Source organism: Methylocystis sp. SC2, from assembly GCF_000304315.1.
Taxonomy (GTDB): domain Bacteria; phylum Pseudomonadota; class Alphaproteobacteria; order Rhizobiales; family Beijerinckiaceae; genus Methylocystis.
This window is the reverse complement of sequence record NC_018485.1, coordinates 2,152,215-2,164,911: the sequence shown is the minus strand read 5'-3', so window position 1 is coordinate 2,164,911 and position 12,697 is coordinate 2,152,215. Positions and strand designations below refer to the sequence as shown.

The window sequence follows — 12,697 nt, the reverse complement described above, 5'->3', positions numbered from 1 at the left end:
TGATCTCAGCAAGAACGAAACTGCTTCTCGCCTCCGCGAACGCCGTGCCATAACCGCTTCATGTTCCGCGCGACGGTCCTGACGCTCTTTCCTGAAATGTTTCCAGGTCCCTTGGGGCTTTCGCTCGCCGGCGACGCGCTGTCGCGCGGCGTCTGGGCGCTGGAGACGAAACAGATTCGCGAGCACGGGCTCGGCCGTCATCGCGCCGTCGACGACACGCCCGCCGGCGGCGGCCCCGGCATGGTGATGCGCGCCGACGTGCTGGCGGCGGCGATCGACGCCGCCGCGCCCGAGGGCGATCGGCGCCCGCGCCTGCTGATGAGCCCGCGCGGCGTCCCGCTGACGCAGGCGCGCGCGCGCGACCTCGCCCAAGGCCCCGGCGCGATCGTTCTTTGCGCCCGGTTCGAGGGCGTCGACGAGCGCATTATCGACGCGCGCGGGCTCGAAGAACTGTCGATCGGCGACTTCGTGCTGTCGGGCGGCGAGATCGCGGCGCTGACGCTGATCGACGCCTGCGTGCGGCTGATCCCCGGCGTGATGGGCGAAGAAGCCTCAGGCGACGAGGAAAGTTTTGAGGCCGGCCTCCTCGAATATCCGCATTACACGCGGCCCCGCGACTTCGAGGGACGCGCCATCCCCGACGTGCTGCTCTCCGGCGATCATGCGAAAATCGCCAAATGGCGCCATGACCAGGCCTTGGCGCTCACCCGCGCCCGACGCCCGGACCTCTTGGCGCCCCGGACAGGCGACGCTTCCCGCCGCCGCTAAAATCTCTCCGCTCTGCCCGATTTTTCATCTGGTCCGCCAGCGCGCGCGATCTAGCTAATGAACAGTTCCCCCGAGCTTCCGCCCGGAGCCGGCGCGTAAGGAGGCCCGCTCATGCAGCAAAAAGCCAAGACGCCGATGAAGCCCGACACCGAACGTTCGGCGCTGGATACGCCGACCGATCTTGAAAAACAGTCGACGATGAGGGTCGCCGCGGAGGTCAACAAACTCGTCGCCGACGCCCTCGCGCTTTATCTCAAGACGAAGAATTTCCATTGGCACATGAGCGGCCCGCATTTCCGCGACTACCATTTGCTGCTGGATGAGCAGGCGTCGCAGATCTACGCCACGGTCGATCCGCTTGCCGAGCGCGTGCGCAAGCTCGGCCAGCCGACCCTGCGCTCGATCGGGCAGGTGGCGCAAATGTCCCGCATCAAGGACAATGACGAGGAATTCGTTTCGCCTTACGACATGCTGTGCGAATTGCTCGACGACAATAAGGGGATGGCCGAGTCGCTGCGCAACGCCCATAAGGTGTGCGACGACAATGAAGACATCGCGACGGCGAGCCTGCTCGAAACTTTTCTCGACGAGACCGAGAAGCGAACCTGGTTCCTGTTCGAGGCGGCGCGCGGCGCCGGCCCCGGCGGCCACTGAGCGAGGACGCGCCTCTCTCGAGACGCTAGCGCGTCGGAACGGGCGTGCCGCTGCGATAGTCGTAGAAGCCGCGCTGGGTCTTTTTGCCGAGCCAGCCGGCTTCGACATATTTCACCAGCAGCGGGCAGGGGCGGTATTTCGAATCCGCCAGGCCCTCATGCAGCACCTGCATGACCGAAAGGCAGGTGTCGAGGCCGATGAAATCGGCGAGCTGCAGCGGACCCATCGGATGGTTGGCGCCGAGCTTCATCGCCGTGTCAATGGCGTCGACCGAGCCCACGCCTTCGTAGAGCGTGTAAATCGCCTCATTGATCATCGGCAGCAGAATGCGGTTGACGATGAAGGCGGGAAAATCCTCCGAAACGCTGATCGTCTTGCCGAGCTTGGCGACAAACGCCTTCGTCTCCTCGAAAGTGACGTCATCGGTGGCGATGCCGCGAATGAGTTCGACAAGCTGCATGCGCGGCACCGGATTCATGAAATGAATGCCGATGAAGCGCTCCGGCCGACCGGTGACCGCGGCGAGGCGCGTGATCGAAATCGACGAGGTGTTGGAGCTGATGATCGCGCCGGGCTTTGCGAATTGCGCGAGTTCGGTCAGAATCTTCCGCTTGACGTCTTCGACCTCGGTCGCCGCCTCGATCAATATGTCGGCGTCGCCAAAGTCCGCCATTGTTGGCGCGCCGGAGATGCGCTCCAGCGCCGGTTCGACCGCCGCGGCGTCGATCTGGCCGCGCTCCACGGCGCGGCGCATCTGCGCGGCGACATCCGCGATGCCGGCGTCGATACGCTCCTGCGAAATGTCGTTCAGGGCGACGTCATAGCCGGCAAGCGCGCAGACATGGGCGATCCCCTTCCCCATCTGGCCCGCGCCGATGACGCCGATCTTGCGAATTTCGAAGCCCATTTTTTACCACCGTCAGCCAAGCTCGCGCCGGATAGCAAGCGGCGCGCCCGCGCAGAGTGCGTGCCGCAGTGCAATATAACTTGCGATCCTTCGCAAAGAAAACAAAGAAAAGAAACTGCGAAGCTCCGAGCGCCGACGCTCCGCCAAGTTCAAAGCCGCCGCGCCGGACCATGGGGACCGAAGCGACGGCCGCTTTTTTTCGGTCAGCGGCCGATCTTCGCCAGCTCGGCCTCAAGCTCCGGCAGGGCCGTGAAGAGGTCGGCGACGAGGCCATAGTCGGCGACCTGGAAAATCGGCGCCTCCTCGTCCTTGTTGATCGCCACGATCACCTTCGAATCCTTCATGCCGGCGAGATGCTGGATCGCTCCCGAAATCCCGGCGGCAATGTAGAGATCCGGCGCCACCGCCTTTCCGGTCTGGCCGACCTGCAGGTCGTTTGGCGCATAGCCGGCGTCGACCGCGGCGCGAGACGCCCCGATCGCGGCGTTCAGCCGCGTCGCGACCGGATCCAGCACCTTCTGGAAATTCTCCGCCGACCCGAGCGCGCGCCCGCCGGAGAGAATGATCCGCGCCGAGGTGAGTTCGGGGCGCTCGGACTTCGCCAGCTCTTCGCTCTTGAAGGCGGAAACGCCGGGATCGGCGGGCGCCGCGATCGCCTCGATGGGCGCCGAGCCGCCTTCCGGGGCCGCCGCGAAGGCGGTGGTGCGCACGGTGATCACTTTCTTTGCGTCCTTCGCGCGCACGGTCTGGATCGCATTGCCGGCGTAGATCGGCCGCTCGAAAGTGTCGGCCGATACGACCTTGATGATGTCCGAGATCTGCATCACGTCGAGCAGCGCCGCGACGCGCGGCAGCACGTTCTTCGTCGCCGAGGTCGACGGCGCGATGATGACGTCATACGCGCCGGCGAGCGAGACGATGAGCGCGGCGACCGTCTCGGCCAGAACATGATCGAGCGAGGCGTCTTCGGCGACGAGGACCTTCTCGACGCCGGCGAGCTTCGCCGCCTGCTCGGCCGCGCCTTTCAGTCCAGGCCCGACGATGAGGACATGAATGGGGCCGCCGATCTCCTTGGCGGCGGTGAGCGCCTTGGCGGTCGCCGGGGCGATCGCGTCGCCGGCGGTTTCGGCAAGAAGCAGAATCGTCATCTTTAAAGCACTCCCGCTTCCTTGAGCTTGCCGACGAGTTCGACGACCGAGCCCACCTTGACGCCCGCCTTGCGTTTCGCCGGCTCGGCGGTCTTCAAGACTTCGAGGCGCGGCGCAATGTCGACGCCGTAATCGGCCGGCGCCTTCACGGCGACTTCTTTCTTCTTGGCCTTGATGATGTTGGGCAGCGAGGCGTAGCGCGGCTCATTGAGGCGCAAATCCGTGGTGACGACAGCCGGCAGTTTCAGGCTGACAGTCTGCAGCCCGCCGTCGATCTCGCGCGTCACGTCGACGGAACCGTCGGCCATCTCGACTTTCGAGGCGAAGGCGCCCTGGCCCCAGCCGAGCAGCGCCGCGAGCATCTGGCCCGTCTGATTGCAATCGTCGTCGATCGCCTGCTTGCCCATGATGACGAGCTGCGGCTGTTCCTCGGCGACGATCCTGGCGAGAATCTTGGCGACGGCGAGCGGCTCGACCGTCTCGTCGGTCTTGACCAGAATGCCGCGGTCGGCGCCCATGGCGAGGCCGGTGCGCAAGGTCTCGTCCGCCTTGGCGGGGCCGATCGTGACCACAATGACTTCCGTCGCCTTGCCGGCCTCCTTGAGCCGCAGCGCCTCTTCGACGGCGATCTCATCGAAGGGGTTCATCGACATTTTGACATTGGCGAGATCGACGCCGGACCCGTCCGCCTTCACCCTGATCTTGACGTTGTAATCGACGACCCGTTTGACGGGCACGAGAATCTTCATCGCGCGACCCCTTGGTCCTTCTGACCCTTTGGCGAGACGGTGTCGGAGCGCCGCTTGCGCGCGCGCCACTCTGGCTAAAGCCGTCGCGCGGTCTGGTAGCGGGGGCGCGCGCGCAAGTCAAACAAGGCGGCGGCGGCCACGGTCCGGATAACGGCCCGAGCTGAGGTTTGCAATCGAAACCGCCGCTGGCCGAGCGCAGCCCGACGGCCTAGAGCGCTTCCCGACACATGGAATCATGTGATCGATAAGGAATCGCTCAAAATCAAACCGTTGGAGCAGGTTCTCCTCGTAAAAGTCTGTCAACTTTTTTCGGAGCCTGCTCTAGACGCCATGGGCGTCTTTCTCAAGGGGCGCCTGCGCGTCGAGCAGATTGCGATGGCGACGCAGGAAAGCGGCCCCGATTCGACCTGCGGAATGCCACGAATAATGCTCCGGCCGCATCAAGGCGCGGAACCGCGCCTGCAATTCGGCGTCTTCCGGCTCTTCGACGAATGTTCCTTCGAGCCGATCCATCATTTCCAGGACAAGTTCACCGATTTCCTGCGGCGTATTGTCAATATGGCGTAAGCCCCGTTCGGCGAACTGCGTGGCAAGGTGGTATTCGGACGAGGCGTCCGCCAGCGCCTCGCCAAAAGACAAAATGCGTCCGCTCGCGTCCTGAAGCAATTTGGGAATGGTTATATCGCCCGGAAAAAGCGAATAGGCCGCGCCAATCGGCGCCATATTGGCGAGAGCCGACCGCTTGCCAAAAATTCCGGAGATGATGAAAACCCCAGAGGTATTGCCGAGCAGAAAGCGACACCGCGCGAGGAGAAAAACATCCATCCAAGCGCTTTTCGCAGGCGACCGCGCATAATCCACAATCCCTGGGGCCGGCGCCAGCGGCTCCATCGTCGCGTCGCCGACCCTGATGCACCAGCCGCCGCGAGCAACGATTTCCCGCATGGCCTCTTGGTAACCGTCGATCCGTGAATTTCGAAAATTATGCGCCCAGTCGTGGACGGGCTTGAAGCCGCCTTCACGCGAATGCACGCATACGAACCAAGCCCCTTCCGGCATGCCCCAGGCCCGCAGCTGCTCCTCTCCCTTGGCGATTTCCGCTTCGGAAAGCTGCAAAAGCGGAGGCCGGTCACCCCAGAGGCGCTGAATTTCGTGATTATGCGACGCGCCCCCCCGCGCAATGGAATAGGCCGGAATAACGTCGACGACCTCCGGAAACTGCAAGAATGGCCGCAGCAGGGAATTCATCGCGCGTGAGCGCACGACATGAATATAACGCGTCCAATGCGCCAAAAGCGCCTCGTTGGCGGGCGTGCGACCGTCAACCAGGAGGATTGGTTTGACCTTTCGTCCCGAGAGTATTTGCCGCTTTAAATAGACGTCCGGGTCCATCGCGAGCTGGCCGAAATCTTCGATCAGCCAGATATGGGTGTGCAGAAAGCGATACCCCAAGCGGCCGAGGATTCGCGCCAAAAGGGCATAAATTGGATAAAAATAAAGACCGTGACGCCCCAACTTTTGTTCGGTGAGGCCTGTTCGATCGCCATTCATCCCAATTGATCCCGTCCCTTAAGTTTGCAAGCGAATAATAGCGTTCGTTCCAATTAATCCAGAAGACCCTATCGCGCGAGCGACGAGCCGGCGTATCCGTCTCGGTCCACTAACTATTCGCCGCGACCGGCCCGGCGCATAACGCGATGTTGTAATGCGTCATCTTTGCGTAACCCGTATGAAGAACTTCGTCGTTCATGCCGAACATGAAGACGTTTCGAAAGTGGCGAAGCATCGTGTCTTTCAGCTCGGCCTGGGTCTTGCAGTTCACATGGCCCAAACGAGACATCCGCGACGCATAGGCCTGCGATTCGAGCGATGGCGCGCCGATGACGCAAACTCCGTCTTGCGTCAGTGACGCTACGATATTTGAAATAAACCGGTGTTCGTTGGCGCGATCGATATGTTCGAGAACATCGAGACTATAGGCGCCCGAAAAACGATCGGGAAAAGGGGCCGCAACCATGTCGTGGCGGTGAAACGAAATGGGGTAACGATCGCCGGCGACAGATCGAGCGTCGTCGATAAATTCCGGGTCGAAATCAACGGCCGTCACTTTCCTGACCGCCTGAGCTACGATCCTCGTTCCAAACCCGTCGCCGCAGCCAACCTCGAGAACGTGGTCGGCTCCCTCGAGCATCTTCGCCACGAATTTGTAACGCGCCATCATAAAAGCGAGGCGCTTGGGATCGTCGAGATAGGCCCAGCTCGTCATCAAACCCATACGCTGATGGCCGTGCTTGCGAATCTCGGCGACAAATTCCGCGTATTGCTTTTCGCCTTCGCGCTCCACCTGATCCGTCATGATTCTACATCGCTTGAGGGATAATCTCGCCGCTTCGAGAACAAATATCGGTTCGCGTCCAATCGGCAAACCCCAACCCGATGTCGAGTTCCTCTAAGGCGTCGCCGATTCGAACGCCAATAGCGGTTTCTAGGTTACCCGGCGCCATGGAGACCCGCGGCGGCCGCTCCTCGACAGGAATTCCCGCCTTCGCGGCGCTGACCGAGACGACCAATCGCGCGTCAGCGCCAAGACGGCAAGCAAGGTGGCGTCCTGCTTGCAGATAGCTGATTTCGTCGGAACCGCCCAGATGCCAGACGCCGCCCAGCCGCCTAAGACCGATAAGCTCGACCCCTGCCACGACCTTCGCCATCGCGATTGGCGCCAAAAGCAGATCGTCGAAGGCCTCGATGGTTTCGCCCCGCGACAATTCGCGGCGCCATCGCTGGAATAAATCGAGATGCGGACCAACGACTTTGCTCAGGCGGACGATCGCGACAGAATCGCCCAAGCGCGACAATGCCGATTCCGCCTCGGCCTTCAGCTTTCCGTAGACGGATCGAGGCGAGCGCGGCTCCTCGGGACCCACGCCGCTCTTGGTTCCGTCGAACACTTGGTTCGTCGAAAGAAAAACGACGAAAGCGCCCTTCTTCACCGCTTGCTCCGCAATAAGAACCTGCGCGTCGACGTTCACTCTTCGAGCGCGTTCCGGCTCCGATCGGCACTCCGCCAGTCGCGTCATCGACGCCGTAAGGATGACGACGTCGCGCGCTGAGAATGAAAGCTCGGGCAGATCGGCGCCGAGGTCGAGATAAAATTCGTTTTGGCGATCGACCGGCTGACGTCTGGTCGACGCGATCGCTTCTTTTCGTTGCGCGCTCAAGCTTTTCATCAAAGCGGAGCCAATAGCTCCGCTTCCTCCGATGACGCAATATCGCGCGCTGGCATTGGCGCTCATCTGACGATGTCCGCGGGAGCGTGGTAACGCACGCCCTGTCTCGCCAAGCGGGATTTTACTGCGGCGGCGACCTTCGGAATCAGCGGAACGAAGACATCGGAATTCTCGGCGACGTTGGCAGGAGCGATGATGGGCCTGCCCATGTGCTCTCGCCCGATGCGCTGAGGGTCTTCGTCCACGAAAAAGTCGACCTCGTCACCGACCGCGCCCGCGAGCCACGTTCCGGAGATGGAGGTGCCAAAAATACCGAAATTCGCGCTCGAACGCGCGAGCTCTCGCGAGTTGCGCACTTGCGCGTTCAGCCAGTCGACCTGAGCGCGGATTTCATCCATGCCCTTGTGAGGCGTCGCCGCGGGTCCGTCGCGGGATGCGACGGCTTTACCGATCCAGCTCAATTCCTTGGGGAGCAAGGCGTCGTGGGCTGCGACAGTCTCGTAGCCAGCGCGTTCGCCCAGGCGGCGGAGCGACTCGACAGTGAAGTGCGTGAGATGATCGACGATAACGAAATCGAATGGCGTGATTGCGCAATCCGGAACCTGCACGAAGACGCGCCCATCGTCCCCGATGAGACGCCGCAGCTCGATCAATGTGTCGACCGGCGAGATGAGATGCTCAAGCGAGTGGATGAGGGTGACGAGGTCGAAGCGCGCGTCGATCGCGTCAAGATCGCAGGTATAGAGCTCGACGAAATTCGGCAGTTGTGCAAGACGCTCGCGCGCATCGTCGCGGATTTCGGCGCCGTAAAGGCGCCAGCGAGGATGGCGACCTGAAAAGGTCTTCAACGCCGAGCCGGTTCCGCATCCGAAATCCAGGACGCGCGCGTCCTCATGAAGCGTGAGCGCGCCATCGAGATAGTCTATTATCAAGGCGGAGCGAGGTTGCGGCCCGGTCGATTGACCCGAAAAGATCGGTTGCTCGTCGCCCTGAGACTGGTGGTATAATTCGTAATTCCGGTAGATCTGCGCGATCTCCGCGCGCCAGGCGTCGTCCACGATTTTTTGAGCGGCGCCACACTCTTCACAACACGCAAGCCTTCCGCCTGCTGGCCACGGTCGAGCGTCAGAGGTGACACGCGGCAACTCGCGGAAGGACACGAGTTCGCGCAATCTTTCCGATCCGCAAACCTGACAAGCATGGCCCGCCGACAGCATTAGGGTCATCGAGGAAATTCCTGGAGCCGCCGCGCTTCTCCACTCAATTCCACCGAGCGCCGCGCGCGCTCATGGCTCGCGCGCGTCAGATGCATCCAGAGCGCAAATGCGTCGTATGGCGTCACGCGTTCCCTCGCAAGCAGATCGGGGCCCTCGAACGCGCGCATCGCGCGCCCCTCTCCGAGGATAAGCTTCTCCATCTGTGCGGCCGCAAGCGGCGTCTCGTAGAAATGGCGCTCGACAGGGCCGCCGCCTAAGGCGGTGAAATCGAGCGTCATCGTCGTAAACCAGACCATGGTCTGGGCGTCGTATCCCAGTTCTTCCCGCAGTTCGCGCCGCAACGCCGCCTCGGCCCCTTCGCCGGGTTCGACGCCGCCGCCGAAGAGGCCCCAATGGCCTGGAAAAAAAATGCCGGGCTTCTCATCCCTAAGCTGCATGAGATAGCGACCGTCGTCGAGGACAAGCAGCGCGACCGCCGCATCGCCCGGCGTCAGCGGTCCCTCGCTGAGGAAATAGTCTGGGGCGCGGTCACTCACTGAGAATTCGCCGCGTCATATCCTCGACCGAAAGACCGTGCGCGTCGAGGATGTCGTCATGGCTTCCGTAGCAGTGAATGAACTCATCCTTAAGCGTGAATGAAAGGAGCCTTGTTCGTGCGCCGATATCGAAGGCGAGCGCTTTGACTTGCATTGCGAGACCGCCGGTCGGCGCACATTCCTCGATAACGACGACAGAGGAAAATTGCGTCAGCACGTCGGCGACTCCGCCGACGTCGAGCGGCTTCAATGTGTGAACCGAATTGATCGCCACGCTGCGGCCGGCCGCCTCGAGCCGCTCGGCCACGGCCCACGCGCGTTTCATGATAGGACCGTAAGTAAGAATGCAAACGTCCGCGCCCGGGCGAATTCGCCGCAGCTTGCCGAAGGTCCAGGGTTGCGGCGCGTTGCTGGTGAAGTCCGGCTCTCCCGCCTTGCCGAGGCGCAGATAGACCGGCCCATGCTCCTGCGTGGCGCACCAGCGCGTCGCCGCTTCGGTTTCCGCCGGGTCGCAAGGCGCGATAACTGTGAGGTTAGGAATCGCGCAGGCGATCGCTACGTCTTCTTGCGCGTGATGCGTCGCGCCGAGCGTCGAATAGGTGAGGCCGCCGCCGATGCCGACCACGGTGACGCATAGATTTTGGTAGCACAGATCGTCTCGCACCATTTCAAACGGGCGGTAGAGCGAGAAGGTCGCAATCGTGTAGGCGAAGGGCCGCAGACCACGCTGCGCCATTCCGGCGGTCATGCCGATCATGATCTGCTCGGCGACTCCGGTATTCACGAAGCGCTGCGGAAATTTCGTGCGAAACTTCTCGATGCTGCCGGCAGGAGATATGTCCGCTACGACAAGGCACAGGCGCTCGTCCTCCCTGCCCAATTCATAGAATGTATCCGCAAATCTATTCCTCATGGGGCGTTCTCGATCTCGTTCAACGCCTGCGCATATTCCTCCGAATTGGGCGAGCGGTAATGCCAGATCGGAACGCTCTCCATGAACGAAACGCCCTTGCCCTTCGTCGTGCGACAAACGATCAACCTCGGGCGAGGGGTTGCGTCATTCGAACAGTCGTTGTCGAGCGCCGCGAAAATCTCCGCGCTGTCATGTCCAGCGACTTCAGCCACGCTAAATCCAAAAGCGCGGGCTTTGTCGAGCAGGGGGTAAAAGGCCTTGTGACCCTCGCTGATGCGTTCGAGGCCGGAAAAATCATTGTTGTCCATCAGCGCGACAAGATTGGAGAGACCGAGATTTGCGGCGGCCATCATCGCCTCCCAGGTCGAGCCCTCCTGAAATTCGCCATCCGATAGGACGCAATAGACCCGCGCGTCGCTCCCTTTCAGCTTTTCGGCGAAGGCCTGTCCGACCGCGATTCCCAACCCATGTCCCAACGATCCGGTCGAAGCCGCAATCCCCGGCGTGCCGTAATCGGGATGCGCGCCGAGCCGCCCGCCGGGCTTGCAATAGGCGTCGAGGTCCGCGCGCGACAATACGCCTTGCTCCTCGAGCACGACATATTGGATCATGCAGCCGTGACCCTTGGACATCAGAAAGATGTCGCAATACGCACCGTTCGCGTCCCGCCGCATCGCGCCATTATACAGCAAGTCGACGATCTCGACGCAGGAAAAGGCCGGCGCCACATGCAGCGCGGAAACTTGTCGCGAGATTTCCAGAATGCGCCGGCGATAGCGGCGGCAGCGTTCCTTCGCCGCAGTGGCGTCGAAACTGTTGCGCCGTCGCTCGTCGCGCTGACATAGCATGAGTCCGTTTGTCATTTCACGTTCCGCCCAACTCGTTGCGGTCGATCATGCCCTTAACGTGTAATCGCGAGGCGCGCGTTTCAAAGCGGGAAGATTCGCTCGCGCCCAGTCGACCATTTCGGACAAGCCCTCCGCCCAGTCAATGCGGGGCTCCCAGCCCACGTCGCGCTTGATCGCTGATGAGTCGAGCCAGTAGCGAGAGTCCTGCCCGAGTCGATCGCCGCTGACCTCGCACAATTGTTCGAACGGAACGCCGACAGCCTCCGCGCAAAGCTCGACGACGCGCCGAATAGACGTTGGCTCGCTCGGACCGACGTTATAGACGGCGCCGAGCGGCGCGCCTTCCGCCACGAGATGAATCGCCCGGCCGAGATCGCGCGCATGAATATAGGATTTTTCCGCCTTGCCGCCGCCATGCAAGGGTAGTTTCTCGCCAAGCAGGCCCGAGACGATCGCCTTGGGCACGACGCGATGCAAAAGCTGCCCGGGGCAATAGGCGTTCGACGGCCGCAAAATATTCATCGGGAACTTGAGGAATCGCGCTATCGACAGAAGATGCATGTCGAAAGCGACCTTGGAGGCGGCGTAAGGACTCGACGGCTTGATCGGCTCGTCCTCCGTCACGGGGCGATCGACGGACCCGTACATTTCCGACGTCCCGATCTGAATGAAACGCTCCAACCAATCCCGTTTCATCAGTTCTTCGCAAAGGCGCGCGAGCGCCATCGAATTGGTTTCAAAAAAACGCCAGGAGTGTTTCCAGGAGACGGCGCCCTCTCCCTGCGCTGCGAAATTGACAATGATCTCCGGCTTTTCGCGATCGAGCAGTTCGAGCAGCAGATCGATCTCGTAGGTCACGTGACGAGCATGATATTCGTAACCGTCGCGCTGATCGATATCCAGCGAGAACGCGCGCTCCCGCAGCGGATTGCGACCAATGCCGATCACTTTTCGCGGGTTAGCGTGATCGAGCAGCCAGAATGCGGCGTGAATGCCGAAGCTGCCTCCGCCGCCAAGGATTGCATAGGTCTTATTCGACATGTGTTCGCCTTCGCTTCTTCAGGAGCGTCACGTCACTCGACGATCGTCCAATAATAGTCGCCCGTATAGCCGGCTTCGGCAAAGACTTCGATCCAGCCCTGCGGATAGTCGTGGAATTTCGCCGTCAGCACCCAACTTTCGAAAAGACTCTTTTGTTCGGGCGTACGATACGAATCGACCTGGACGAATGCGCTTTGGCGAGACACGCGCTCGATCTCACGCAAGGCCCGCAATGCGCCGGCGCGGTCGAAATTGTGAATCGTATTGATGCTCACGACGCAATCGAAGCTCTTGTCGGGGAAGGGCAGCGCGTCGGCGGAGCCGAGGTGCAGACGGCCCACGACCTCCGGTTCGCAGTGCATGAGGGCGTAACGCGAGATGTCGAGACCGAAGGCCTCCAGCCCCGGCTCCGCGAGCATCAAGTCTTTGACAAGAAAGCCCTTGGCGCATCCGACATCGAGAATTCGCGCGCCCGCCGCGAGACCGAAATGAGCGATGATATCTTGCGCGACCGGTCGCCAGCGCCCATCGTAGCGATAGCCGCCATAGCCAAATTCTCGCGGCCCGTCGAAATAGAGCTCCCCATATTCTCGTGAAAGCGCAATGATCTCGGGCGACTTCGCTTCGCCTCGCTGCGTGATGTTGCGCCGGGATTTCGGCAGCGCGCGCAACAGATCGACTTCCGCCAT

Annotated in this window: 14 protein-coding genes; 2 read left to right on the top strand and 12 right to left on the bottom strand. The window is 61.7% G+C overall.

The genetic code is table 11. The features are described from left to right. Positions 1–60: 60 nt before the first annotated feature. Positions 61–768, top strand: a complete 708-nt coding sequence (gene trmD, locus BN69_RS10475) for a tRNA (guanosine(37)-N1)-methyltransferase TrmD (protein WP_014891578.1) — start codon at positions 61–63, stop codon at positions 766–768. A gap of 111 nt (positions 769–879) precedes the next feature. Beyond that, positions 880–1,422: a Dps family protein gene (locus tag BN69_RS10470; protein ID WP_014891577.1), complete on the top strand. Its 543-nt coding sequence runs from the start codon at positions 880–882 to the stop codon at positions 1,420–1,422. A 25-nt stretch (positions 1,423–1,447) separates the two neighbouring features. Here the strand turns inward: BN69_RS10470 and BN69_RS10465 are convergent, their stop codons facing one another. The 12 genes from BN69_RS10465 to BN69_RS10410 form a co-directional block, all read right to left on the bottom strand. Next, positions 1,448–2,329 carry a 3-hydroxybutyryl-CoA dehydrogenase gene (locus BN69_RS10465; protein WP_014891576.1) on the bottom strand — a complete coding sequence of 294 codons (882 nt, stop codon included), beginning with the start codon at positions 2,327–2,329 and terminating at the stop codon, positions 1,448–1,450. Positions 2,330–2,532: 203 nt separating this feature from the next. Beyond that, a complete protein-coding gene (locus BN69_RS10460; protein ID WP_014891575.1) occupies positions 2,533–3,477 on the bottom strand; it encodes an electron transfer flavoprotein subunit alpha/FixB family protein in 945 nt (314 codons plus the stop codon). Between the two features lie 2 nt (positions 3,478–3,479). Next, complete coding sequence (locus BN69_RS10455; protein WP_014891574.1) at positions 3,480–4,226, bottom strand: electron transfer flavoprotein subunit beta/FixA family protein; 747 nt, start codon at positions 4,224–4,226, stop codon at positions 3,480–3,482. A gap of 321 nt (positions 4,227–4,547) precedes the next feature. Next, positions 4,548–5,777: a TIGR04372 family glycosyltransferase gene (locus tag BN69_RS10450; protein WP_014891573.1), complete on the bottom strand. Its 1,230-nt coding sequence runs from the start codon at positions 5,775–5,777 to the stop codon at positions 4,548–4,550. A 109-nt stretch (positions 5,778–5,886) separates the two neighbouring features. Then, entirely contained in the window at positions 5,887–6,582 is a 696-nt protein-coding gene (locus tag BN69_RS10445; protein ID WP_014891572.1) for a class I SAM-dependent methyltransferase, read from the bottom strand. Positions 6,583–6,586: 4 nt separating this feature from the next. Continuing rightward, complete coding sequence (locus tag BN69_RS10440; protein ID WP_014891571.1) at positions 6,587–7,519, bottom strand: SDR family oxidoreductase; 933 nt, start codon at positions 7,517–7,519, stop codon at positions 6,587–6,589. Next, positions 7,516–8,511: a class I SAM-dependent methyltransferase gene (locus BN69_RS10435; RefSeq protein ID WP_041926927.1), complete on the bottom strand. Its 996-nt coding sequence runs from the start codon at positions 8,509–8,511 to the stop codon at positions 7,516–7,518. The genes BN69_RS10440 and BN69_RS10435 overlap by 4 nt, the downstream gene beginning before the upstream one ends. Before the next feature lie 164 nt (positions 8,512–8,675). Beyond that, on the bottom strand, positions 8,676–9,206 hold the full coding sequence (locus BN69_RS18480) for an NUDIX hydrolase (RefSeq protein WP_014891569.1): 531 nt from the start codon (positions 9,204–9,206) through the stop codon (positions 8,676–8,678). Continuing rightward, a complete protein-coding gene (locus tag BN69_RS10425) occupies positions 9,199–10,119 on the bottom strand; it encodes a transketolase family protein (RefSeq protein WP_014891568.1) in 921 nt (306 codons plus the stop codon). The genes BN69_RS18480 and BN69_RS10425 overlap by 8 nt, the downstream gene beginning before the upstream one ends. Beyond that, entirely contained in the window at positions 10,116–10,982 is an 867-nt protein-coding gene (locus tag BN69_RS10420; protein ID WP_014891567.1) for a transketolase, read from the bottom strand. Before BN69_RS10420 ends, BN69_RS10425 begins: the two co-directional genes overlap by 4 nt. 30 nt (positions 10,983–11,012) lie before the next feature. Further along, positions 11,013–12,008 carry a GDP-mannose 4,6-dehydratase gene (locus tag BN69_RS10415; protein WP_014891566.1) on the bottom strand — a complete coding sequence of 332 codons (996 nt, stop codon included), beginning with the start codon at positions 12,006–12,008 and terminating at the stop codon, positions 11,013–11,015. 32 nt (positions 12,009–12,040) lie between these two features. Then, complete coding sequence (locus tag BN69_RS10410; RefSeq protein ID WP_014891565.1) at positions 12,041–12,697, bottom strand: class I SAM-dependent methyltransferase; 657 nt, start codon at positions 12,695–12,697, stop codon at positions 12,041–12,043.

Excerpts from the sequence above, each read along its gene's own strand:
- trmD (WP_014891578.1), top strand. The coding sequence starts at position 61 with ATGTTCCGCGCGACGGTCCTGACGCTCTTTCCTGAAATGTTTCCAGGT.
- BN69_RS10410 (WP_014891565.1), bottom strand. The coding sequence starts at position 12,697 with ATGGCGGAAGTCGATCTGTTGCGCGCGCTGCCGAAATCCCGGCGCAAC.
- BN69_RS10470 (WP_014891577.1), top strand. The coding sequence starts at position 880 with ATGCAGCAAAAAGCCAAGACGCCGATGAAGCCCGACACCGAACGTTCG.
- BN69_RS10415 (WP_014891566.1), bottom strand. The coding sequence starts at position 12,008 with ATGTCGAATAAGACCTATGCAATCCTTGGCGGCGGAGGCAGCTTCGGC.
- BN69_RS10455 (WP_014891574.1), bottom strand. The coding sequence starts at position 4,226 with ATGAAGATTCTCGTGCCCGTCAAACGGGTCGTCGATTACAACGTCAAG.
- BN69_RS10460 (WP_014891575.1), bottom strand. The coding sequence starts at position 3,477 with ATGACGATTCTGCTTCTTGCCGAAACCGCCGGCGACGCGATCGCCCCG.
- BN69_RS10450 (WP_014891573.1), bottom strand. The coding sequence starts at position 5,777 with ATGAATGGCGATCGAACAGGCCTCACCGAACAAAAGTTGGGGCGTCAC.
- BN69_RS10425 (WP_014891568.1), bottom strand. The coding sequence starts at position 10,119 with ATGAGGAATAGATTTGCGGATACATTCTATGAATTGGGCAGGGAGGAC.
- BN69_RS10465 (WP_014891576.1), bottom strand. The coding sequence starts at position 2,329 with ATGGGCTTCGAAATTCGCAAGATCGGCGTCATCGGCGCGGGCCAGATG.
- BN69_RS10445 (WP_014891572.1), bottom strand. The coding sequence starts at position 6,582 with ATGACGGATCAGGTGGAGCGCGAAGGCGAAAAGCAATACGCGGAATTT.
- BN69_RS10420 (WP_014891567.1), bottom strand. The coding sequence starts at position 10,982 with ATGACAAACGGACTCATGCTATGTCAGCGCGACGAGCGACGGCGCAAC.
- BN69_RS10440 (WP_014891571.1), bottom strand. The coding sequence starts at position 7,519 with ATGAGCGCCAATGCCAGCGCGCGATATTGCGTCATCGGAGGAAGCGGA.